Here is a 22484-nt window from a genome sequence, read left to right as displayed (position 1 = left end):
TTTCTCTCTTGATGAAAGTCGAGAGAATCAAAGCGATTATTTGGAAGAAGGTGCTCACTTTAGCAAGTGAGCTCCTTTTAACTCCTTACAGGAGCTGATTGTGAAAGACTTATTAAACTTTCTAAAAGCACAGCATAAGACCGAAGAATTTGATGCAATCAAAATCGGTCTATCTTCACCAGACATGATCCGTTCATGGTCTTTCGGTGAAGTTAAAAAACCTGAAACGATCAACTATCGTACGTTCAAACCTGAACGCGATGGTCTGTTCTGTGCGCGTATCTTTGGTCCAGTTAAAGACTACGAATGTCTTTGTGGTAAGTACAAGCGCCTGAAGCACCGTGGTGTTATCTGTGAGAAGTGTGGTGTAGAAGTTACACAAACTAAAGTTCGTCGTGACCGTATGGGCCACATTGAACTGGCTTCACCAGTAGCTCACATCTGGTTCCTAAAATCGCTACCGTCTCGTATCGGTCTACTAATGGATATCCCTCTACGTGATATCGAACGCGTTCTGTACTTCGAAATGTACGTAGTAACAGAGCCTGGTATGACTGATCTAGAAAAAGGTCAGATGCTTACTGAAGAAGAGTATCTAGATCGTCTAGAAGAGTGGGGCGACGAGTTCACTGCTAAGATGGGTGCGGAAGCTATCAAGGACCTACTAGGTTCTATGGATATGCACGCTGAAGCAGAACAAATGCGTGAAGAGTTAGAGACAACAAACTCTGAAACTAAGCGTAAGAAAGTAACTAAGCGTCTTAAGCTGGTAGAAGCGTTCATCGCATCGGGTAACAACCCTGAGTGGATGATCCTAACTGTACTTCCAGTACTTCCGCCAGATCTACGTCCTCTAGTACCTCTAGATGGCGGTCGCTTTGCGACTTCTGATCTTAACGATCTATACCGTCGTGTGATCAACCGTAACAACCGTTTGAAGCGTCTTCTAGAGCTAGCTGCTCCGGACATCATCGTACGTAACGAAAAACGTATGCTGCAAGAGTCTGTTGATGCGCTACTAGATAACGGTCGTCGTGGTCGTGCGATCACAGGTTCTAACAAGCGTCCTCTGAAATCTCTTGCTGATATGATCAAGGGTAAACAAGGTCGTTTCCGTCAGAACCTTCTAGGTAAACGTGTAGACTACTCTGGCCGTTCTGTAATCACAGTAGGTCCATACCTTCGTCTACACCAGTGTGGTCTTCCTAAGAAGATGGCACTTGAGCTATTCAAACCATTCATCTACAGCAAGCTAGAGACTCGTGGTCTTGCGACTACAATCAAAGCTGCTAAGAAAATGGTAGAGCGTGAAGAAGCGGTCGTTTGGGATATCCTAGACGAAGTAATCCGTGAACACCCAGTACTATTGAACCGTGCACCGACACTTCACCGTCTAGGTATCCAGGCGTTCGAACCAGTACTGATCGAAGGTAAAGCTATTCAGCTACACCCACTTGTTTGTGCGGCGTACAACGCGGACTTCGATGGTGACCAAATGGCGGTTCACGTACCTCTAACTCTAGAGGCACAACTTGAAGCTCGTACTCTGATGATGTCGACAAACAACATTCTGTCGCCAGCGTCAGGTGATCCGATCATCGTACCTTCTCAGGACGTTGTATTGGGTCTGTACTACATGACTCGTGAAAAGATCAACGTGAAAGGTGAAGGCATGTACCTTTCTGGCCCAGAAGAGGCTGAGAAAGCATACCGCACTAAACAAGCTGAGCTTCACGCACGCGTTAAAGTACGTATTACAGAAACTGTTGTAGACGAAGATGGCAACAGCACTACAGAAACCAAGATGGTAGACACCACTGTTGGTCGTGCAATGCTATGGCAAATAGTGCCAGCTGGTCTACCGTACAGCATCGTTAACCAAAAGCTAGGTAAGAAGCAAATCTCTAACCTACTTAACGAGGCGTACCGTAAACTAGGTCTGAAAGACACAGTAATCTTCGCTGACCAAATCATGTACACAGGTTTCGCATACGCGGCACTTTCTGGTGTATCTGTTGGTATCGACGATATGGTTGTACCAGCAGCTAAGTACACTGAAATCGCAGAAGCGGAAGAAGAAGTACGTGAAATCCAGGAACAGTACCAATCAGGTCTTGTTACTGCAGGCGAACGCTACAACAAAGTTATCGATATCTGGGCATCGACCAACGACCGTGTTGCGAAAGCAATGATGGAAAACCTTTCATCTGAAACGGTAGTTAACCGTGACGGTGAAGAGGAACAGCAAGAGTCATTCAACAGCATCTACATGATGGCGGACTCGGGCGCTCGTGGTTCTGCAGCACAGATTCGTCAGCTTGCGGGTATGCGTGGTCTGATGGCGCGTCCAGATGGTTCAATCATCGAAACGCCGATCACCGCGAACTTTAAAGAAGGTCTAAACGTACTTCAGTACTTTATCTCAACGCACGGTGCTCGTAAGGGTCTTGCGGATACGGCACTGAAAACAGCGAACTCGGGTTACCTAACTCGTCGTCTAGTAGACGTTGCTCAAGACGTTGTTGTAACTGAACATGACTGTGGCACTCACGAAGGTGTCGACATGATGCCTCACATCGAGGGTGGTGATGTTAAAGTTGCACTTTCTGAGCTTGCTCTTGGTCGTGTTGTTGCTGAAGACGTACTAAAACCTGGTACTGAAGACGTTCTTATTCCACGTAACACCCTGATCGATGAGAAGTGGTGTCAAATCATGGAAGAGAACTCAGTAGACAGCATGAAAGTGCGCTCTGTAGTAACGTGTGATTCTGACTTCGGTTGTTGTGCACAGTGTTACGGTCGTGACCTAGCACGTGGTCACCTAGTGAACCAAGGTGAAGCAGTGGGTGTTATTGCTGCTCAGTCTATCGGTGAGCCAGGTACACAGCTAACGATGCGTACGTTCCACATCGGTGGTGCGGCATCGACAGCAGCGGCAGAGAACAGTGTTCAAGTTAAGAACAACGGTTCTATCAAGCTACACAACGCTAAATCTGTATTGGCTGATGACGGTAAGATCGTTATCACTTCTCGTGCGACAGAGTTAACTATCGTTGATGAGTTTGGTCGTACTAAAGAGAAGCACAAACTGCCTTACGGTACGCTACTAAGCAAAGGCGATGGTGATACAGTTCAAGCTGGCGAAACAGTTGCAAACTGGGAAGCGCACACACTACCTATCATTACTGAGGTAGCAGGTCGCATCCAGTTCGTAGATATGATCGACGGCGTAACAGTATCTCGTCAAACGGATGACCTAACTGGTCTATCTTCAAGCGAAGTAACTGACCCAGCAGCTCGCCCTTCAGCAGGTAAAGATATGCGTCCAGCTATCAAACTTGTTGACGAGCAAGGTAACGATGTAATGATCCCTGGTACTGATATGCCAGCTCACTACTTCCTACCTGGTAAAGCGATTGTGAACATCGAAGATGGCGCAGCAGTAGGTGTTGGTGCAACACTAGCACGTATTCCTCAGAAGTCTGGCGGTAACAAAGATATCACCGGTGGTCTTCCACGAGTTGCTGACCTATTTGAAGCACGTAAGCCGAAAGAGCCTGCAATCCTTGCTGAGCACACAGGTACTGTGAGCTTTGGTAAAGAGACGAAAGGTAAACGTCGCCTAGTGATCACACGTGAAAGCGGTGAAGCTTACGAAGAGATGATTCCTAAGCATCGTCAGTTGAACGTATTCGAAGGTGAAAAAGTTGAACGTGGTGATGTGATCGCAGATGGTCCAGAGTCTCCACATGACATCCTACGTCTACGTGGCGTACACGCGGTAACGCAGTACATTGCTAACGAAGTACAGGAAGTTTACCGTCTACAAGGCGTTAAGATTAACGATAAGCACATTGAAACTATCGTTCGTCAGATGCTACGTAAGTGTACTATTACTCACTCTGGTGACTCTGAGTTCCTACCTGGTGAACAGATTGAGTACTCACAAGTTAAGATTGCTAACCGTAACCTAGAAGCTGAAGGCAAAGAGCCTGCACGTTTCGAACGTGAACTACTAGGTATTACTAAAGCATCTCTAGCGACTGAGTCGTTCATCTCTGCGGCATCGTTCCAGGAGACAACTCGCGTACTAACAGAAGCTGCGGTTTCTGGTAAGCGTGATGACCTACGTGGTCTGAAAGAGAACGTAATTGTTGGTCGTCTGATCCCTGCTGGTACTGGTTTCGCATACCACCAAGAGCGTCAAGCTAAACGTTCTGAAGCGCAAGATGGTCCTTCTGCTGAGCAAGCAACGGATAACCTAGCGGCACTTCTAAACGCTGGTTTCTCTTCTGAAGAGTAAGTCATATAACGAGTAATCGTTAAAAGCTTAAGAAAAAGGCACCTTCGGGTGCCTTTTTAGTTTTTTATACTACTTTGTTCTTCCGGTGGGATTTTCGATAAAGCTAGAAACAAAAAAGACCGACGATGATCGTCAGTCTTTTCTCTCACTCTATTTCTGAATGTTTGCAAATACTAAGCTCCAGGTGGCATAGACAGGCTTTCTGCGATTTGCTGTATCAGATAGTCCTCGACTTCAAAGCGAGTCTCAAGAATTTCCCCAATGAGACACATATCAGAATCGAAATCATTTAATTCATCATCTTCAGTCACTTCTGAGTACTTATCGTTAAAGTTCAATAATGGTTCAGTCGTTAGAACAATTTGACCATAGGTTTGATTGATCTCATTAGTCACGACAAAGCCGGTTGCTTTCCAACGGTCCATAACCATGTCATAAATTTTAAAGTGGCCTTCGGAGATGTAATCAACGAGGTGCTGACAGAAATCCTGCAGTTCGGAAGGAGATGGGAGTTCAATAACATTGGTTTTCGAACAAGGTTGCAGCGCTGCAAGCTTACAATATTCAACAATCAGGGATTGTCGTGTCTCTAACCAGTGATCAATGACATCACTTGAGCCACCCCACTGGTCTTGTGTTTGTTTGAATTTTCTTAGCATGACCATGCCCTCATGATCTGATCGCCCATCGGCGAACGTATCCTTTGCAAAGCAAAGTTAGTAAAGTTATTACAAACTCTTGTCCTTACTAGAATTTAGAGTGCACATTTACTTAACGATAAACTCTAGTATGAAATTAGATTGCCAGTAAAATGAACGAACTTCAAGCAAAGGGATGGTGTAATGTTAAGAAAAGGTGATGTTAACCGCGCGATAAATGCATACTGGTGTGTTGTTGCAGGAAGTGAAATTTGGCTGGTGGATGGTGCTGTGCCCTTCGGGTCTGCAGAGCAGTTATCACTGCCAGTAACGAGTGCAAGACCCATTGGTGAGTATTCTGGTTCGCCCGTCATGTGGCTTAACTTGGCCGATTTAGAGCATGATCTACCTTTAGTATCCCTGCGTGACTGCCTGCATTTTCCTGAGCCATTATTTATGTTGTTAAGTAAAGCTGTGCAATATGGGCACATGACGCAAAGTTTGCGCTTTTGTCCACAGTGCGGAGGAAGAAACTTTCTTAATAATAACCAGTTAGCCATGCAGTGTGGTGAATGTCGCACCCTTCATTATCCTAGAATATTTCCGTGTATTATCGTTGCTGTACGTAAAGAAAATCAGATCTTATTAGCCCAACATCCAAGGCATCGAAATGGTATGTATACGGTTATTGCGGGTTTTCTAGAAGTCGGTGAGACATTAGAAGAGTGCGTGGCTCGAGAAATTCATGAAGAAACGGGAATTCTCGTTAAAAATATTCGTTACTTTGGCAGCCAGCCTTGGGCTTTCCCATCCAGTATGATGATGGGGTTTTTAGCTGACTATGAATCCGGAGAGTTAAGCCCAGACTACACTGAGCTGTCTGATGCACAATGGTTTGGTATCGATGAGATGCCGCCTGTTGCGCCTAAAGGAACTATTGCAAGAGCACTTATCGAACAAACGCTGAAAGATATAGACTCTAATTGTCTGATAAATAGATAAAAAAAACCCTCCGAGAGGGAGGGGGTAAGTAAGATGTCGTTATGAGATGCTGAGTACTAAGTACTCAGTTTATAATTGTAGTTTTCGCTAGCGAACAAATTTTTAACACTGATACCGATTGGGTGCAAATTAAGCATTGATTTAAAAGTTAATAACTTGATCCAGGTTGCAAAGCACACAGCTATTGGACTTAAATCAGTGATAGAATACCCCCTTTCACAGAAAGCCTAACAGTTGGAATTACGGAATGACTGAATTAAAAAATGATCGTTATCTGCGTGCGCTTTTAAAAGAGCCGGTAGATTACACGCCAGTGTGGATGATGCGCCAGGCAGGTCGTTACCTACCAGAATACAAAGCGACTCGTGCAGAAGCGGGTGATTTCATGTCTTTGTGTCGAAATGCAGAATTAGCATCCGAAGTGACACTTCAACCATTACGCCGTTTTCCTCTTGATGCCGCGATCTTATTCTCGGACATCTTAACGATTCCAGATGCAATGGGGCTTGGTTTGCGTTTTGCTGCGGGTGAAGGACCTGTTTTTGATAACCCAATTACATGCAAAGCCGACGTGGAAAAAATTGGTTTGCCAGATCCTGAAGGTGAACTGCAATACGTAATGAACGCAGTACGCCAGATCCGTAAAGACCTGAAGGGTGAAGTGCCGCTGATTGGTTTTTCTGGTAGTCCTTGGACTCTTGCGACGTATATGATCGAAGGTGGTAGCTCTAAAGCGTTTACCAAGATCAAGAAGATGATGTACGCGGAACCACAAACTCTGCACCTACTTCTAGATAAGCTGGCAGACAGCGTTATCGAGTACTTAAACGCGCAAATTAAAGCGGGTGCGCAATCGGTAATGGTATTTGACACATGGGGTGGCGTACTAACGCCTCGTGATTACAATTTGTTCTCACTGCAATACATGCACAAGATTGTAGATGGTCTGATTCGTGAAAACGACGGTCGTCGCGTGCCAGTCACACTGTTTACTAAGAATGGCGGCATGTGGCTTGAGCAAATCGCAGCAACGGGCTGTGATGCGGTTGGTCTAGACTGGACAATCAACATTGCAGACGCGAAAGTACGTATCGGTGATAAAGTGGCTCTGCAAGGTAACATGGACCCATCAATGCTTTACGCTTCGCCAGAGCGTATCCGTGAAGAAGTCGCGGGTATTCTAGAAGGTTTTGGTAATGCAGGTACTGGTCATGTGTTCAACCTAGGTCACGGTATCCATTTGGATGTGCCGCCAGAAAACGCGGGTGTATTTGTGGAAGCGGTACACGAGCTATCTAAGCCGTACCACAAGTAACTTCGACTTTTTGAAATCAAATGCCGGCATTCAGTGCCGGTATTTTTTTACCTAAAATTCAGTTTTTCTATCTGAGACTCAAGGCTGTACAGCTCTAGTAGTATTTGGCCTACTATGATCTAATTACTACTCTAGCTGTACACTGGATGTTAAAGTTTAATATAAACAAATACTTATGATTTCGGGTTTTATGTTCTAATTTTCTTGTACAGATAAACAAGCAATTAGATCATGGGTGACCTAAAGCATCGAGTGAACGCGTTTTTTAAGGTATGGCACGACGTCAGATTCAAACCAAGGATTCTTCTTTAACCACAATGTATTGCGTGGAGATGGGTGAGGGAGCGGGATAAAGTCCGGTTCCCAATCTTGCCATTGCTGAACGGTTTGCGTGAGCGTCTTTGGTTTGTTGGTGAGATAGTACTGCTGCGAGTACTGACCAATTAGTAGAGTGAGCTCTATATTGGGCAGCTGCTCAAGAATCTTTTTATGCCAAGTGGGCGCACATTCTTTACGAGGCGGTAAATCACCAGAGTTCCCTTTGCCTGGATAACAGAATCCCATTGGGACAATGGCAATTTTATTTGGGTCGTAGAAAACGTCTTTGTCGATATCGAGCCATTGGCGTAATCGATCACCACTTGGGTCATTCCAAGGTATCGAGGTTTTGTGTACACGTGTGCCAGGGGCCTGACCGATGATTAGGATGCGTGCCCCTTTTGCTGCTTGCACGACAGGGTTTGCACCCAAAGGTAAGTTATCCGCGCAGATCTGGCAGGCCCTCACTTGCTGCAATAGCTCGTCTAACGACATTCTTAGTAACCCTTTTCGAAATCCACTTGATAATTTAATGAAAACCCATCGCGCCAGCGTAGATAGTTGTCAGCAAAAATCTCGATGACTTGCTCGGGAAAACTCAGCGCAGCAATGTGTGGAGTGATGGTGACTTGCGGTAGTTTCCAAAATGGATGCTCTACCGACAACGGTTCTTGCTCAAACACATCTAAGAAGGCGTGTTCTACCCAACGGTTTTTCAGAGCGAAGAGCAACCCTGCCTCATCCAGTACGTCGCCACGACCTACGTTAAACAATAACGCCTGATTTAGTTGGCTGAGCGTTTGACGATTAAGTAACTGTCGCGTCTCAGGTGTACTTGGTAGAGTATTCACAACGATGTCGGCTTGCTCAAATGCCTTACTTAGTTCATTGATATGAAAGGTCTGATGAAACTCGCCGCCTGGAGTAGGGATACCTGTGCGGTTAATACCGATAGTTTTTATCCCCATTGCTTTAGCGGCGTTGCCCAGATAGCCCCCAATGCTACCGGTACCAAGAATTACCATGGTTTTACTTTGTAATGACGTGTATAGGTGAGGCTGCCATTGTTTGTTTTGTTGCTGCTGGTGGTATCGGGCAAAGTGGCGGTAATGGGCAATACTGTAACCCAAAACATATTCAGCAATCAGTGGACCAAAGATGCCTCGAACGTTAGTTAGAGTATAGTCCTGACGAAGGCTAGGGGATGTTAAGGCGTTGACACCAGCAAACGTGGATTGTACCCATTCAAGCTGTGAAAACTCGTCTAAGCTTTGTGATAGTAAGGGTGGATCCGCTAGTACGATCTGAGCGGCTTCTGGTTGGTCGGTGAGACAAAGATCGGGCAGATTTTTCTCTGCCAGTAACGTTTTGTAGGTGTCGCGATGCTCTGAGAGCAGGAAAATCTGATTTGAATGCGGCATTAACTTTTTTCCCTGTGATGAATCAAGTACACTTTCGCTGTTTTTTTCTTCAATGATTGAGTGACTATGCTTAAGAATCCTCTTCAGGTTCGTTTAGAAAAACTAGAACCTTGGCAACAAATTACCTTTATGGCGTGTCTGTGTGAACGCATGTATCCAAACTATGCGATGTTTTGTGAGAATACAGAATTTGCTGACCCGCGTGCTTACCGAGCGATTCTTGATAGTGTATGGGAAATTTTGACAGTTAAGAACGCGAAAATTAACTTCGAACGTCAATTGGAGAAGTTAGAAGAGTTGTTCCCAAGTGCGGATGAGTTCGATTTTTACGGCGTTTACCCAGCGATGGACGCGTGTCAGGGTTTGTCTACGTTACTGCATGGTCTATTGGACCGCGACTACCTTTTCGATTCAATGCTTAAAGTGAGTCAACAGTCGGTACAAACCGTTGCTGATCTAGAGCAAGCACAAGGCGCAGAGCCAATCACTAACGACAACCAGAAAGAAAACGAAGCCGTATGTGAAGAGTGGGACGTCCAGTGGGCTATCTTCCGTCCGCTGCGTGAAGCGGTAGAACGTGACATCAGCTTGATTAAAGATTTGCGTGAAGAGCTACGTGAAGAAGGTGTGAGCAACATCGGTATTGCACTTTAATCGTTGAATAAATAGAAAAAGGCATCCTAACTGGATGCCTTTTTTGTTTGTGCGTTTAAGCTGTTATACCTAATGCTGATTACGATTCTTTCGAGTCGGATTTCGGTGGCTCTTGAGCTTCTGGCTCTTTATCCTGCTTCTCCGGCTCATTATCTTCTTCATCGTCATCGCGGCTTTCGATTACGCCGTGCATTTCTTTCCAGCTTTCCCAGCGTTGGTAAGCCAGCTCCTGCATGTCAGTGCTTTTATCTGCTTCGTCGATGATCTCCTCGCCTACGAGGTGTTCAAAAATATCTTCCAACGTTACCAAACCTAGCACGGTACCGTATTCATCAACAACAAGTGCCAGCTGTAAGCGATGAGTCATCATCTGGTCGAATACTTTAGGTAAAGTGGTATTGTTTAGCACCACTTGAATTGGGCGCATGATTGCTCCCAACTGTTTCTGTCCACAACCTGATTGTTGTAGTTTGAACAACTCAAGGCGATGCACAAAACCAATGATGTTATCTTTCTGTTCGCTGTAAACCAATGGGCGTGAGAAAGGCGTATCTTTGTGTTTTTCTAGGAACTCATTGATGGTCATTGTGGCATCGACACGGAATACTACTGGTCGTGGCGTCATAACCTGCGTTACGGGTACATCTTGGATGCCAAGCAAGTTGCTTAAGATTTTTGATTCACCCTCGGCAAATTCACCGCTTTCACGTGCCAGAATCGCCATTGCAGACAGCTCATCACGCATCTTTGGAGCTTCGTGGTTACGAGCAAGGCGCTTGGTGATTTGCTCTGAGAACCAAACAAAGGGTGTAAGCGCCCATACCATCCAACGCAATGCGACCGCGGCAGCGGGTGCCAACTGGCGCCAGTAGGTCGCGCCAATCGTCTTCGGTACGATTTCTGAAAGCACTAAGATCGCCAATGTCAGCACTGCCGAAAAGATACCTAATGCTTCGCTACCAAATACAACCGCAGCTTGTGCACCAGCAGTGGCCGCGCCGATCGTGTGAGCGATGGTGTTTAAAGTCAGAATAGATGCCAGTGGTCGGTCGATATCTGATTTCAGCTTAGCCAATTGCCCAGCTGCGGGATGCCCCTGTTGATTGAGCTGCGCAATGTAGCTCGGACTGATACTCAGCAGTACCGCCTCCAGCACCGAACAGATAAACGAAATGCCGATTGCAATAGAGATATAAATGGATAACAGCAGCATAGTTGCCCTTGAATGTAGTTTGATAGTGGTTATTTGCAGCTATTATAACCGCAAAAGTGACTTATAAATTGGTCCAAATACCTTGGAAAGCAAGGGTTTTCAGGGGGTATGTGGTAACAAATTGTGAGTTATTACTCATATTATGGCTAAAAGTACGTCAGAAAATCGAAAGATCGCTTACAAACCTTTGCCAGATGGGGCATTTATGTTTTAGAGTGAGACGAATTCGATAACCTATGAGAAGGGAAACCTAATGAACAAGACCCAATTAATCGACTTTATCGCAGAGAAAGCAGACCTATCAAAAGCACAAGCAAAAGCTGCTCTTGAAGCGACTCTTGATGGTGTAACTGGCGCACTTAAAGAGGGTGACCAAGTTCAACTAATTGGTTTTGGTACATTCAAAGTAAACCACCGTGCTGCACGTACTGGTCGTAACCCTAAGACTGGTGACGAGATTCAAATCGCAGCAGCTAACGTACCAGCATTCGTAGCAGGTAAAGCGCTGAAAGAATCAGTAAACTAAGTTAGAATGCACCGAGGTATCCTGCCTCGGTGCAATTTCATGAAAAAACATCTACTCACTTCACTTCTCCTATCTAGCCTTACCCTTTTTGGCTGTTCGTCAGTTGAAACTCCTAATTTAGAACAATTCACGCATTTTTCTGGTGGTAAAGTTGCGGGAGATGCTAGCAGCTTGTACTGGATGACAGAGAAACTCACTCGTGTGAGTACGGCGGCTGATTATGTGACTATGGTGGACAATGGTTGGTTCCAGAGTGATTATCGCTGGGATGAAGGTGAGTTGCGAGAGTTGATTCGAAAAGGCGAGCAAGTTGATACCAAACAAGAGTTGGTGCCTTTTCAAATCCACATCCGTTTCAATAAAGATGGCGAAGCGGTTTACCAAAAATATCGTGTTAACCGTAAAGTCTTACCACTTCAGCATGACCAATTAGAGCGCTACAAAGCAGAAGCGAATGACGTAGTGGCATCGGTTAAGGCGCAGTCTCGTAACAATCAGAGCCTTATTCAAGGTTATTGGAATGGTCAATCGTTTGAAACCTGCAAAGGTAAGGTGTTCTCGACGCTCGAGTTTAATCAGACGTTGCCAAAATTTATTATCGAGCGTCTCTCATCGGTAGACAGTTATGTGGCTTTTGTCGGCAAGCAGTCACGAAACAAAGCAATGGTCGATGAACTGTTGATGCTCAATGACGATGACTTTGATTGTGTTTCTCGGCCAACGTTGATCTCTGAATAAACATTGCTTCGAATTCTGTCGAACAAGAACAATAAAAAAGGCGCTGAGTGCGCCTTTTGTTTTTTAGCCAACTCATGTTGTTTTTATTTTTCTTGCTCACGTGCAATTGCACGGTAGCCGATGTCGTTGCGATGGAACATGCCATCCCAACGGATCTGTTTTGCAAGCTCGTAAGCACGCTGCTGCGCTTCTAATACACTGTTGCCAAGTGCGGTTGCACAAAGAACACGACCACCGTTTGTCACGATGTCGCCATCTTTGTTATCTGTACCAGCATGGAAGACTTTTTCGCCTTCAATTTCAACTTGTGGCAGACCCGAAATAACGTCGCCTTTGTTGTACGCTGCTGGATAACCACCGGCTGCTAGCACGATACCAATCGATGCTCGTGGATCCCACTTCGATTCCGCTTGATCCAGTTTCTCGTCGATTGCCGCTAGGCACAGATCAACAAGATCCGATTCCATGCGCATCATGATAGGTTGTGTCTCAGGATCACCGAAGCGGCAGTTGTACTCGATTACTTTCGGAGTGCCGTCTTTGTCGATCATCAGACCCGCGTATAGGAAACCAGTGTAAGGGTTACCTTCAGAGGCCATGCCACGTACTGTTGGGTAAATCACTTCTTCCATGATGCGGTTGTGGATTTCCTGTGTTACCACTGGAGCTGGAGAGTATGCTCCCATGCCACCGGTGTTAGGACCAGTATCTTTGTCGCCTACGCGTTTGTGGTCTTGGCTGGTGGCCATTGGCAGAACGTTCTCACCATCCACCATCACGATGAAGCTTGCTTCTTCACCATCTAGGAACTCTTCGATAACGACACGACTACCAGCATCACCAAATGCGTTGCCTGCTAGCATGTCTTTGATTGCGTCCTCAGCTTCTTCTAGCGTCATTGCCACAATCACGCCTTTACCAGCTGCAAGGCCGTCGGCTTTCACCACGATCGGTGCACCTTGCTCACGCACGTAAGCCAGTGCAGGCTCGATTTCAGTGAAATTCGCGTAGGCACCCGTTGGAATTTGGTGACGAGCAAGGAAGTCTTTGGTAAACGCTTTAGAGCCTTCAAGTTGCGCTGCGGCTTGGGTAGGACCAAAGATTGGTAAGCCCGCTTCGCGGAACGCATCAACCACACCAATAACCAATGGTGCTTCTGGGCCAACGATAGTCAGTTCAATCGCCTTCTCTTTGGCGAAAGCAACAAGGCCAGTGATGTCTTCTACATCGATGTTTACGTTCTCTAGTTTTGGCTCTAGTGCTGTACCTGCGTTGCCTGGAGCAATGAAAATAGTCTCAACATTTGGGTTTTGCGCTGCTTTCCAGCCTAGCGCATGTTCACGACCGCCTGAACCAATGATTAAAACTCGCATATGAAAATCCTTAATCTTATAAATACCGTTTGCTCAAACTCAGATATTTCGCAAAGACCTGAGTATGGCCTCTCTAATTCAGTGGGACGAGGACAAGGCGACAAGTGAACTTATTCCTATGAGCATAGTATGCTATGTGATTAGGATAAGTGAACGCCGTCAACGCAGTTATCGTCCCAGTGAAGACGAGAGGATTAGTGGCGGAAGTGACGCATACCGGTAAAGATCATCGCCATGCCGTGTTCGTCTGCTGCTGCAATAACTTCGTCATCACGCATAGAACCACCTGGTTGGATAACACACTTGATGCCCGCTTCTGCAGCCGCGTCGATGCCGTCACGGAATGGGAAGAATGCATCTGATGCCATTACACAACCTTCAACCTGTAGACCTTCGTCTGCAGCTTTGATGCCTGCGATTTTCGCAGAGTAAACGCGGCTCATTTGGCCAGCACCTACACCGATAGTCATGTCGCTTTTCGAGTAAACGATCGCGTTAGATTTCACGTATTTCGCTACTTTCCAGCAGAACAGTGCATCTTTTAGCTCTTCTTCTGTTGGCTGGCGCTTAGAAACCACTTTTAGGTCGTCTAGGCTTACCATGCCTTGGTCGCGGTCTTGAACCAGTAGACCGCCATTCACGCGTTTCACGTCAAAGCCAGTTGTCTTCGTTGTCCATTCGCCACACTCAAGTAGACGTACGTTCTTCTTCGCGGCAACCACTTCAATTGCTTCAGCAGAAACAGAAGGTGCGATGATCACTTCAACGAATTGACGCTCAACAATAGCGGTTGCTGTTTCAGCATCCAGTTCTTGGTTGAATGCAATGATGCCGCCGAATGCAGATGTTGGGTCAGTTTGGTAAGCACGGTTGTACGCTTCTAGGATGTCTTTACCTAGAGCAACACCGCATGGGTTTGCGTGTTTTACGATTACACATGCTGGCTCGTTGAACTCTTTCACACATTCAAGCGCTGCGTCCGTGTCTGCGATGTTGTTGTAAGAAAGGGCTTTACCTTGGATTTGGCGAGCAGTAGAAACGGATGCTTCTTGTGGGTTTGCTTCAACGTAGAATGCGGCTGCTTGGTGGCTGTTCTCACCGTAGCGCATGTCTTGCTTCTTCTCGAACTGTTGGTTGAACGTACGAGGGAATTTGCTCTCTTCATCACCGTCTTTGTTCTCACCGTAAGATGGAACCATAGTGCCGAAGTAGTTTGCGATCATGCCGTCGTAAGATGCTGTGTGCTCGAATGCTGCGATAGCTAGGTCGAAACGAGTTTCGAGAGTGAGAGATTTGTCGTTTGCGTCCATCTCTGTAATTACGCGGCCGTAATCACCTGCATTAACAACGATAGTCACGTCTTTGTGGTTTTTCGCTGCAGAACGAACCATTGTTGGGCCGCCGATATCGATGTTTTCAACAGCGTCGGCTAGTGTACAGCCTTCTTTGGCAACGGTTTCTGCGAATGGGTATAGGTTTACGACAACCATATCGATAGGGTTGATGCCGTGCTTTTCCATCACGTCATCATCTTGGCCACGACGACCAAGCACACCACCGTGAACTTTTGGGTGAAGCGTTTTAACGCGGCCGTCCATCATTTCTGGGAAACCAGTGTAGTCAGAGACTTCGGTTACGGCGATGCCTTGTTCGGCAAGTAGGCGAGCTGTACCACCAGTAGATAGGATATCGACACCGCGCTCAGCAAGAGCTTGCGCAAACTCAACAATACCTGTTTTGTCTGATACGCTGATAAGCGCACGGCGAATAGGACGAGCGTTATTCATGCTTCCATTTTCCTCAAATTCACGGAGTTAAAGATGTTTGCCAAAAATGAACTTGTTTTTACCTCTTGGGGTAAAATATTGGCCAGTTTTGGTAAAGACCTTTGCAGGGTGTTTTCTGGTTAGAAAACAGTCTCCACATTTGATGGCGCGTATTCTAACCAATTTATTACAAAAAAGCTCGCGCAATCGTTTGGCATCTCAAAAATAATTGCAAAAAAGTCGTTCTTTAGCTTTAAAAGTAACGAGATAGTTAATAGGGAAAGTTATGTTTCAGATAGGTGAACTGGCAAAACGTTGTGGTGTGACTGCCGATACATTGCGTTTCTACGAGAAAAACGCGCTAATAAAACCCGCAGGACGAAGTGAGTCAGGCTATCGCTTGTATGATGAAGAGAATCAAAAGCAGGTGCACTTTATCCTCAAAGGTAAAGATCTTGGCTTGAGTCTGGATGAAATTAAAGACCTGTTAGAAATTAAGTTAGAAGCGACAGAACACAGCTGTGCAGAGGTAAAAGCCATTACTTCTGCCAAGTTAGAGCTGATTGATGGGAAAATTAACGAGCTGACGAAAATTCGCCGAGCGTTAAAGAAGATTAATGATGCTTGTTGTGGTCATACAGACGATGACGCCACACATTGCTCTATCCTTGCCGCACTTGAGTAGTCTCATTCTTGCATCACTTAACTTAAGTTTGCATTTTTGGCGACTTGCTTTTCTAGGTACATGCTGCTTTCCCACCTATAATCTTGCCTTTAGTTACTTGTAGGAATCGACCATTGTCTGATTCCTAGCGTAACGCTGTCTGTAGATACGAGAGTTTTCATACATGGTTGGAGTCTATTTTCAAATCAATGACTGGGTTTTGAGCGTTGATGAAAATAAGCTGTATCGACAAGATAGGGAAGTTACTGTTGAGCCACGCTTAATTAATCTTTTGCACTTCTTAGCGGAGCATGCGAATGAGGTGTTCAACCGCGAGGAATTGATTCAGTACGTTTGGGCTGGAGCGATTGTGACCGATCAAGTGGTGACTCAATCCATCTTTGAGTTGCGTAAGCTACTACGTGACGGTCGAGAGGAAAATACCAACTACGTTATCACGGTGCCCAAGCGTGGCTATAAGCTGGTAGCGAACGTGGTTACTATGACGCATGAAGAGTTTGTCACAAGTCGGCAAAATGAAGAGATCCCACCTTCTGTTGAAGAATCGGAAGAAGATTGTCTACCTATAGCACCAGCCGTTACCTTTCCTGCCGGTCCTCTAACTCGCGCAGTCTGCGAGATGTCAAAAGAGAAAAAAGCACCTCAGAGCAAAAACAAAATCAGCCCTTGGCGATTGGGAATTATGAACTTCATCTGGATCAGTATGTTGGTCGTAGTGATGGGCGTGTTTACCTACAAGCAGTCGGAAGTGCGTATTACCCAAGCCATCGATACCCATCTGATTGAGTTCAAGTTTCAAGATAATTTTACGAATGAAGGATTAAGCTACGATTTGGCAGACGGATTCGCCCAAAAGTTGATGTCCGACATTGCTCAAGTCAGTGATTACCGAGTCATGCTAAAGAAGGCGTCGTTTACTTCTGGCATTGTGCCTGGTAAATCGGTTGTGGTGAGAGTTCGTGAGAATGACGGTGGCAGCTTTTTAGAGGTGGAATATCGCAATAACTCATCTGAGAAAGTGTTGTTTAGTCGTCAATACGCGTTAACCAGTAGTCATTTAAAGACAGTGCTTCAACAAGCGTCGTTGGATTTGATGCAAGTGCTGAAAGTATCGGATGCCAAATTGAAATCTACGATGCTGGTGGCGGGAATGCCAATGAATCCCGACGCGTTGGAGTTGTTTGTTCAGGCTAACCATTACCTTAATGTCTCTGATACTAAACAATTCCGCCAAGGTATCGACTTGATGGAAAACATTTTAGAAATCGAGCCGGATAATGCTTACGTTCAAGCTGAGTTGTTGATTGCTTACCATGTACAAAAGGCACTTGATTTCTCACAGGAGTTGAAGAAAGGGCGAATGCAGCAGCTCAGTGAAGCACTAGAGACTAATGTGAAAATGATGGTGGGGCCAATTCAACCGCGAATTTATGAAGCTTTAGCACTGCACGAAACCATCATTGGTGACATGGCGTTAGCCAAGCGGCATCTCGGACAGGCATTGAGGTTACGTGATTCAGTGCTTTCCTATGTGATTCGCGGTAAGCACGCCGAATTGGATGGTGATCTGGATTTAGCCAGTGAGTCTTACAGTGAAGCTTTCTATATTGATACGTCGGTTGAGACGTACCTGCTGTGCGAAAACTTGGTCTTCCCAAGTAACATGAAGGCGATTGATTACGCCATGTATCGCGCCGTTCACCCTTCTGTCGTTCGAATGCTTTAATTCTCTCGGACTCAACGTCAGTCTAATGCTAGCCCCTCATTTCGGTGAGGGGCTTTTTTGTCGCTGTCGAAAAGTGAAAAGGGTGAGGCGGTGGGGCAATGACTTACGAAGGAGCTAACAACGCAAGCTTGCAACGGGAATACATACCCGCTTCTCTATCTCTATCTCTATCTCTATCTCTATCTCTATCTCTATCTCTATCTCTATCTCTATCTCTATTGATTGTATGAAGTGTCTGGCTGAGTTATGTGGCGAGAATGATTTTGATGCTTTCTTGCAGGCGAGATGAATATTGATGTGGGTCAAAAAGCGCGATCAGGGAGAGATTTATGGAATCAACACTTCAGGGAATTAACCCTTCGGGATGGGGAAGTTGATAGAGGTTGATAACTTTTATCGCGATGACCAACGAGTTGATGAGAGTTTATCTATCGGTAGAAGGTTTGATGTTTTTCTTATAACCGTATGAATAATATAGTTTTATATTTTTGTGTTTATCATGTTTATCTCAACTTGATGTTGATGAACTAATCATTTTATTGATAACACCAAGTTTATTTTTTTCCCGATTTTTGGGCGTAGTCTTCACTTCGAAATTTAGCGAGGTCGAGCAGGTTCTTCCTCATAGCACCTCGCTAATAACCATTCAGTTTGAGTCATGTTGACTCGAGTAGAATAGATTTGGAGATGTTATGTCATCGAATGCGAAAAAAATCGGCCTTATTGCCTGTACGGGTGTCGTAGCCGGTAACATGATGGGTAGTGGTATCGCACTATTACCTTCTAGTCTTGCCTCTGTAGGCTCTGTTTCAATCTTCAGTTGGCTGATCTGTTTGGTCGGTGCACTGAGTCTGGCGTTTGTTTACGCTCGTCTGGCAACCAAAAACCCACAAGAAGGTGGTCCTATCGCTTATGCTGGCGAAGTGTCTCCGGTATTTGGTTTCCAAACGGGCGTTCTTTATTACCACGCGAACTGGATTGGTAACCTGGCTATTGCCATTACAGGTGTTTCTTACCTTTCAGTATTCTTCCCTGTGCTTAATAACCCAATCCCAGCAGGTATTGCGACGATTGCATCGGTATGGATCTTCACTTTCGTCAACCTACTTGGTGGTAGCTGGGTAAGCCGTCTATGTACGCTTGGTCTAGTTCTTATCCTTATCCCAGTTGTTGGTACAGCCGCATTTGGTTGGACGCACTTCGATACTGCGCTTTACAGCCAAAACTGGAACGTATCAGCAGGCACTGACAGCCACGCGGTAGTAACAGCGGTTCTTATCTGTCTATGGTCATTCGTAGGTGTGGAATCAGCAGCGGTATCGACTGGTATGGTAGAAAACCCTAAACGTACTGTACCACTAGCAACTATGTTGGGTACTGGTATCGCAGGTGTGATTTACATCCTATCAACTCAAATGATCAGCGGCATGTTCCCAGCGTCAGAAGTTGCGGCATCAGGTGCGCCATTTGCATTAGCAACCACTGAGCTATTCGGTAGCTGGACAGCACCATTCGTATCAGCATTCACAGCGCTAGCATGTTTCACTTCGCTAGGTTCTTGGATGATGCTAGTAGGTGAAGCAGGTAAACGTGCAGCAAACGACGGCAACTTCCCTAAAATCTACGGCGAAACTGACAAAAACGGTGTGCCTAAGAAAGGTCTAATCCTTGCGTCAATCAAGATGACTGCACTGATGGTTGTACTGATGTTCTTCAGCTCTAAAACAGCACACGCATCAGACCTGTTCAACCAGCTAACGACTGACGCAGTTCTACTAACTATGCTGCCTTACTTCTACTCGAGCATTAACTTGATTCGCTTCGAAGGTATGACAACACGCAACGGCTTCGTAATGCTGTTCTCTGGTGTGGCTTGTCTGTTCTGCTTCATCGCACTAGCGGGTGCAGAGGGCGGTACGCTAACAGCAACCTTCATCGTGTCTCTAGTTATCTTGATGTTCTACAGCAAAAAAGCAGGTCTTGCTCAGTACGTGAAAATGCACGCTGACGACATGCCTGCCCAAGCAAGCAACTAATTCCCAAAACGCTGGCACTACGGTGCCAGCCCATAAAACCCAAATTCACGCGGCGCTCACCTTACTCATTGCCTGTAAATGGCAAAGAGCGCCCTCATTCGCCTTGGAGATGTCCAAATGAATATATTCGCTATCTTGAACCACATGGGTGTGTTCTTTAAAGAAGAGCCAGTTCGTCAACTTCACGCTGCTCTTGAGAAAGCGGGCTACGAAGTGGTTTACCCAGTAGATGATAAAGACTTGATCAAAATGATTGAGATGAACCCACGCATTTGCGGTGTGCTGTTCGACTGGGATAAATACTCACTAGAGCTATGTGAACGTATCAGCCAAATCAACGAAAAACTGCCTGTTCACGCATTTGCTAACGAACAGTCTACTCTAGACATTTCACTAACAGACCTACGTCTAAACGTGAGCTTCTTCGAGTACGCTTTAGGTATGGCTGACGACATCGCTATCAAAATCAACCAAGCGACTGAGGCATACAAAGATGCCATCATGCCTCCATTCACTAAAGCGTTATTCAAATACGTAGAAGAAGGTAAATACACCTTCTGTACTCCAGGTCACATGGGCGGTACTGCATTCCAGAAAAGCCCTGCTGGTAGCATCTTCTACGATTTTTACGGTCCAAACACATTTAAAGCGGACGTATCAATCTCAATGCCTGAGTTAGGTTCTCTACTAGACCATTCAGGTCCACATAAAGATGCAGAAGAATACATCGCACGCACATTCAATGCAGACAGCTCGTACATCGTAACTAACGGTACGTCTACATCGAACAAAATCGTTGGTATGTACTCAGCACCTGCGGGCAGCACAGTACTGATTGACCGTAACTGTCACAAATCTCTGACTCACCTAATGATGATGAGCGACGTGACACCAATCTACTTCCGCCCAACTCGTAACGCATACGGCATCCTTGGTGGTATTCCACAAAGCGAATTCAGCCGCGATGTCATTGCAGAGAAAGTGGCGAAAACACCAGGTGCAACAGCACCAACTTACGCAGTAGTGACTAACTCAACTTACGATGGCTTGCTGTACAACACACAATTCATCAAAGAGTCGCTAGATTGTAAACACATCCACTTCGACAGTGCTTGGGTGCCTTACACTAACTTCAACCCAATTTACGAAGGTAAATGTGGTATGAGTGGTGAAGCGATGCCAGGCAAAGTGTTCTACGAAACACAATCAACACACAAACTGTTGGCTGCGTTCTCACAAGCTTCAATGATTCATGTGAAAGGCGACTTTGATAAAGAATCTTTCAACGAAGCATTCATGATGCACACTTCAACTTCACCTCAGTACGGCATTGTTGCTTCTACTGAAACTGCAGCGGCAATGATGCGCGGCAACACTGGTAAGAAGTTGATGCAAGACTCTATCGATCGCGCAATCCGCTTCCGTAAAGAGATCAAACGTCTAGAAGCAGAAAGCGACAGCTGGTTCTTCGATGTATGGCAACCAGAAAACATCGATACCACGGAATGTTGGAAACTAGACCCTAGCGACACATGGCACGGCTTCAAGAACATGGATGACAACCACATGTATCTTGACCCAATCAAAGTAACGCTACTGACTCCGGGGATGAATAAAGAAGGCGAACTAGAAGAATCAGGTATTCCTGCTTCGCTGGTGGCTAAATTCCTAGACGAGCGCGGCATCGTGGTAGAGAAAACAGGTCCATACAACTTGTTGTTCCTATTCTCAATCGGTATCGACAAATCAAAAGCAATGCAATTGCTACGCGGCCTAACTGAATTTAAACGTGGCTACGACTTGAACCTAACCATCAAGAGCTTCCTACCTTCACTATACAACGAAGACCCAAGCTTCTATGAAGGCATGCGTGTTCAAGAACTAGCACAAGCGATTCATGACCTAACTAAGAAATACAACCTACCTGAGCTAATGTACAAAGCGTTCGATGTACTTCCAGAAATGAAAGTAACACCACACGCAGCATGGCAAGAAGAGCTTCGTGGCAACATCGAAGAAATCAAACTGGAAGAAATGGTTGGCCGCGTAAGTGCGAACATGATCCTTCCTTACCCTCCAGGTGTGCCACTAGTACTTCCTGGTGAAATGGTGACTCAAGAGTCTCGCCCTGTGCTGGACTTCCTAGAGATGCTTTGTGAGATCGGTGCGCATTACCCAGGTTTCGAAACCGACATCCACGGTCTATACCAACAAAAAGATGGTAGTTACACCGTAAAAGTATTGAAGAACTAAGTTCCTCTCGAAGATGACGCCATTGGGAATGCAAGCATGCTCCACTCTTACGAGCTCAATGCGTCATCGAACAATAACGACATTTAGATATACCCCTAACTCATCTGTCGTAAAGATAAGGGCAAGGATGCTCTGATCTTTTCTTCTATATATAGAAGAAACACTTTTCCAAGACTTCACCTGAAGTACCCCAAATAAAAAGCAAAGACCAAAAGAGCAGTTCGTCATCGTTCTGCTCTTTTTTCGTCTTTATATAGATAGAAAGAGAAAAAAGAACCAAGAGAGATAAGATCAGCAATCAAAATCACAAAGAAATCGGCGATCTTTTAATGCAGAAGTCAGGTGTTTCATCATGAAAAGATCCTCTGCAACCCGAAATATTAGACAAGATCGTTGAGTATCTATGCAGAATGCTCGTTATTTGTTCGGTTGAAAGTTTTTTTGCAAAAAACGCTTGTACTAATTTCTCAACTCCCTATACTGCGCATCCACCGACACGGAGTGAGACGAAAGTCAC

General features: G+C 45.5%; 17 protein-coding genes. 11 read left to right on the top strand and 6 right to left on the bottom strand.

The window, feature by feature from the left end:
* Positions 1–100 precede the first annotated feature (100 nt).
* The gene (rpoC, locus tag R7Z49_RS21530) at positions 101–4303 is read left to right on the top strand and encodes a DNA-directed RNA polymerase subunit beta' (RefSeq protein WP_005382514.1); all 4203 of its coding nucleotides are present in this window, start codon (positions 101–103) and stop codon (positions 4301–4303) included.
* 173 nt (positions 4304–4476) lie between these two features.
* Here the strand turns inward: rpoC and R7Z49_RS21525 are convergent, their stop codons facing one another.
* Complete coding sequence (locus tag R7Z49_RS21525; RefSeq protein WP_005382515.1) at positions 4477–4968, bottom strand: Rsd/AlgQ family anti-sigma factor; 492 nt, start codon at positions 4966–4968, stop codon at positions 4477–4479.
* Between the two features lie 177 nt (positions 4969–5145).
* On the opposite strand from R7Z49_RS21525, the gene nudC reads away from it, so the two are divergent.
* Together nudC and hemE are read left to right on the top strand one after the other, a co-directional pair.
* On the top strand, positions 5146–5943 hold the full coding sequence (gene nudC, locus R7Z49_RS21520; protein ID WP_005382516.1) for an NAD(+) diphosphatase: 798 nt from the start codon (positions 5146–5148) through the stop codon (positions 5941–5943).
* Between the two features lie 247 nt (positions 5944–6190).
* Positions 6191–7258, top strand: a complete 1068-nt coding sequence (gene hemE, locus R7Z49_RS21515; RefSeq protein ID WP_054577305.1) for a uroporphyrinogen decarboxylase — start codon at positions 6191–6193, stop codon at positions 7256–7258.
* Between the two features lie 240 nt (positions 7259–7498).
* On the opposite strand, the gene R7Z49_RS21510 is transcribed toward hemE, so the two are convergent.
* Positions 7499–8071 (bottom strand): uracil-DNA glycosylase family protein, encoded by a 573-nt coding sequence (locus R7Z49_RS21510; RefSeq protein ID WP_005382518.1) that lies wholly within the window; start codon positions 8069–8071, stop codon positions 7499–7501.
* 2 nt (positions 8072–8073) lie between these two features.
* The gene (locus tag R7Z49_RS21505) at positions 8074–8997 is read right to left on the bottom strand and encodes a D-2-hydroxyacid dehydrogenase (protein WP_054577304.1); all 924 of its coding nucleotides are present in this window, start codon (positions 8995–8997) and stop codon (positions 8074–8076) included.
* A 66-nt stretch (positions 8998–9063) separates the two neighbouring features.
* Between R7Z49_RS21505 and R7Z49_RS21500 the strand changes: the two genes are divergently transcribed.
* A complete protein-coding gene (locus R7Z49_RS21500; protein ID WP_005382520.1) occupies positions 9064–9651 on the top strand; it encodes a YjaG family protein in 588 nt (195 codons plus the stop codon).
* Between the two features lie 79 nt (positions 9652–9730).
* Here the strand turns inward: R7Z49_RS21500 and R7Z49_RS21495 are convergent, their stop codons facing one another.
* Positions 9731–10864 (bottom strand): hemolysin family protein, encoded by a 1134-nt coding sequence (locus tag R7Z49_RS21495; RefSeq protein ID WP_054579646.1) that lies wholly within the window; start codon positions 10862–10864, stop codon positions 9731–9733.
* A gap of 253 nt (positions 10865–11117) precedes the next feature.
* On the opposite strand from R7Z49_RS21495, the gene hupA reads away from it, so the two are divergent.
* Complete coding sequence (gene hupA, locus R7Z49_RS21490; RefSeq protein ID WP_005382524.1) at positions 11118–11390, top strand: nucleoid-associated protein HU-alpha; 273 nt, start codon at positions 11118–11120, stop codon at positions 11388–11390.
* Between the two features lie 39 nt (positions 11391–11429).
* Positions 11430–12128, top strand: coding sequence for a DUF1481 domain-containing protein (locus R7Z49_RS21485; RefSeq protein ID WP_033907149.1), 699 nt, complete (start codon positions 11430–11432; stop codon positions 12126–12128).
* Positions 12129–12211: 83 nt separating this feature from the next.
* Here the strand turns inward: R7Z49_RS21485 and purD are convergent, their stop codons facing one another.
* The gene (gene purD, locus R7Z49_RS21480; protein WP_132937365.1) at positions 12212–13501 is read right to left on the bottom strand and encodes a phosphoribosylamine--glycine ligase; all 1290 of its coding nucleotides are present in this window, start codon (positions 13499–13501) and stop codon (positions 12212–12214) included.
* A gap of 194 nt (positions 13502–13695) precedes the next feature.
* The gene (purH, locus tag R7Z49_RS21475) at positions 13696–15288 is read right to left on the bottom strand and encodes a bifunctional phosphoribosylaminoimidazolecarboxamide formyltransferase/IMP cyclohydrolase (RefSeq protein ID WP_053303479.1); all 1593 of its coding nucleotides are present in this window, start codon (positions 15286–15288) and stop codon (positions 13696–13698) included.
* A 265-nt stretch (positions 15289–15553) separates the two neighbouring features.
* Between purH and zntR the strand changes: the two genes are divergently transcribed.
* The 5 genes from zntR to R7Z49_RS21450 all read left to right on the top strand — a co-directional run bounded on the left by zntR (position 15554) and on the right by R7Z49_RS21450 (position 21967).
* A complete protein-coding gene (gene zntR, locus R7Z49_RS21470) occupies positions 15554–15952 on the top strand; it encodes a Zn(2+)-responsive transcriptional regulator (protein WP_005382529.1) in 399 nt (132 codons plus the stop codon).
* A gap of 163 nt (positions 15953–16115) precedes the next feature.
* Positions 16116–17678 (top strand): lysine decarboxylation/transport transcriptional activator CadC, encoded by a 1563-nt coding sequence (gene cadC / locus R7Z49_RS21465; RefSeq protein WP_005382530.1) that lies wholly within the window; start codon positions 16116–16118, stop codon positions 17676–17678.
* Between the two features lie 98 nt (positions 17679–17776).
* Positions 17777–17908, top strand: a complete 132-nt coding sequence (locus tag R7Z49_RS21460; RefSeq protein WP_318112022.1) for a hypothetical protein — start codon at positions 17777–17779, stop codon at positions 17906–17908.
* A gap of 462 nt (positions 17909–18370) precedes the next feature.
* Positions 18371–19714, top strand: coding sequence for a cadaverine/lysine antiporter (gene cadB, locus R7Z49_RS21455; protein ID WP_005434864.1), 1344 nt, complete (start codon positions 18371–18373; stop codon positions 19712–19714).
* A gap of 117 nt (positions 19715–19831) precedes the next feature.
* Positions 19832–21967 (top strand): lysine decarboxylase CadA, encoded by a 2136-nt coding sequence (locus tag R7Z49_RS21450; protein ID WP_017635553.1) that lies wholly within the window; start codon positions 19832–19834, stop codon positions 21965–21967.
* The last annotated feature ends 517 nt before the right edge of the window (positions 21968–22484 follow it).

The organism is Vibrio sp. 1562, from assembly GCF_033340155.1.
GTDB lineage: Bacteria > Pseudomonadota > Gammaproteobacteria > Enterobacterales > Vibrionaceae > Vibrio > Vibrio alginolyticus.
This window is presented reverse-complemented; position numbering and strand designations above follow the sequence as displayed.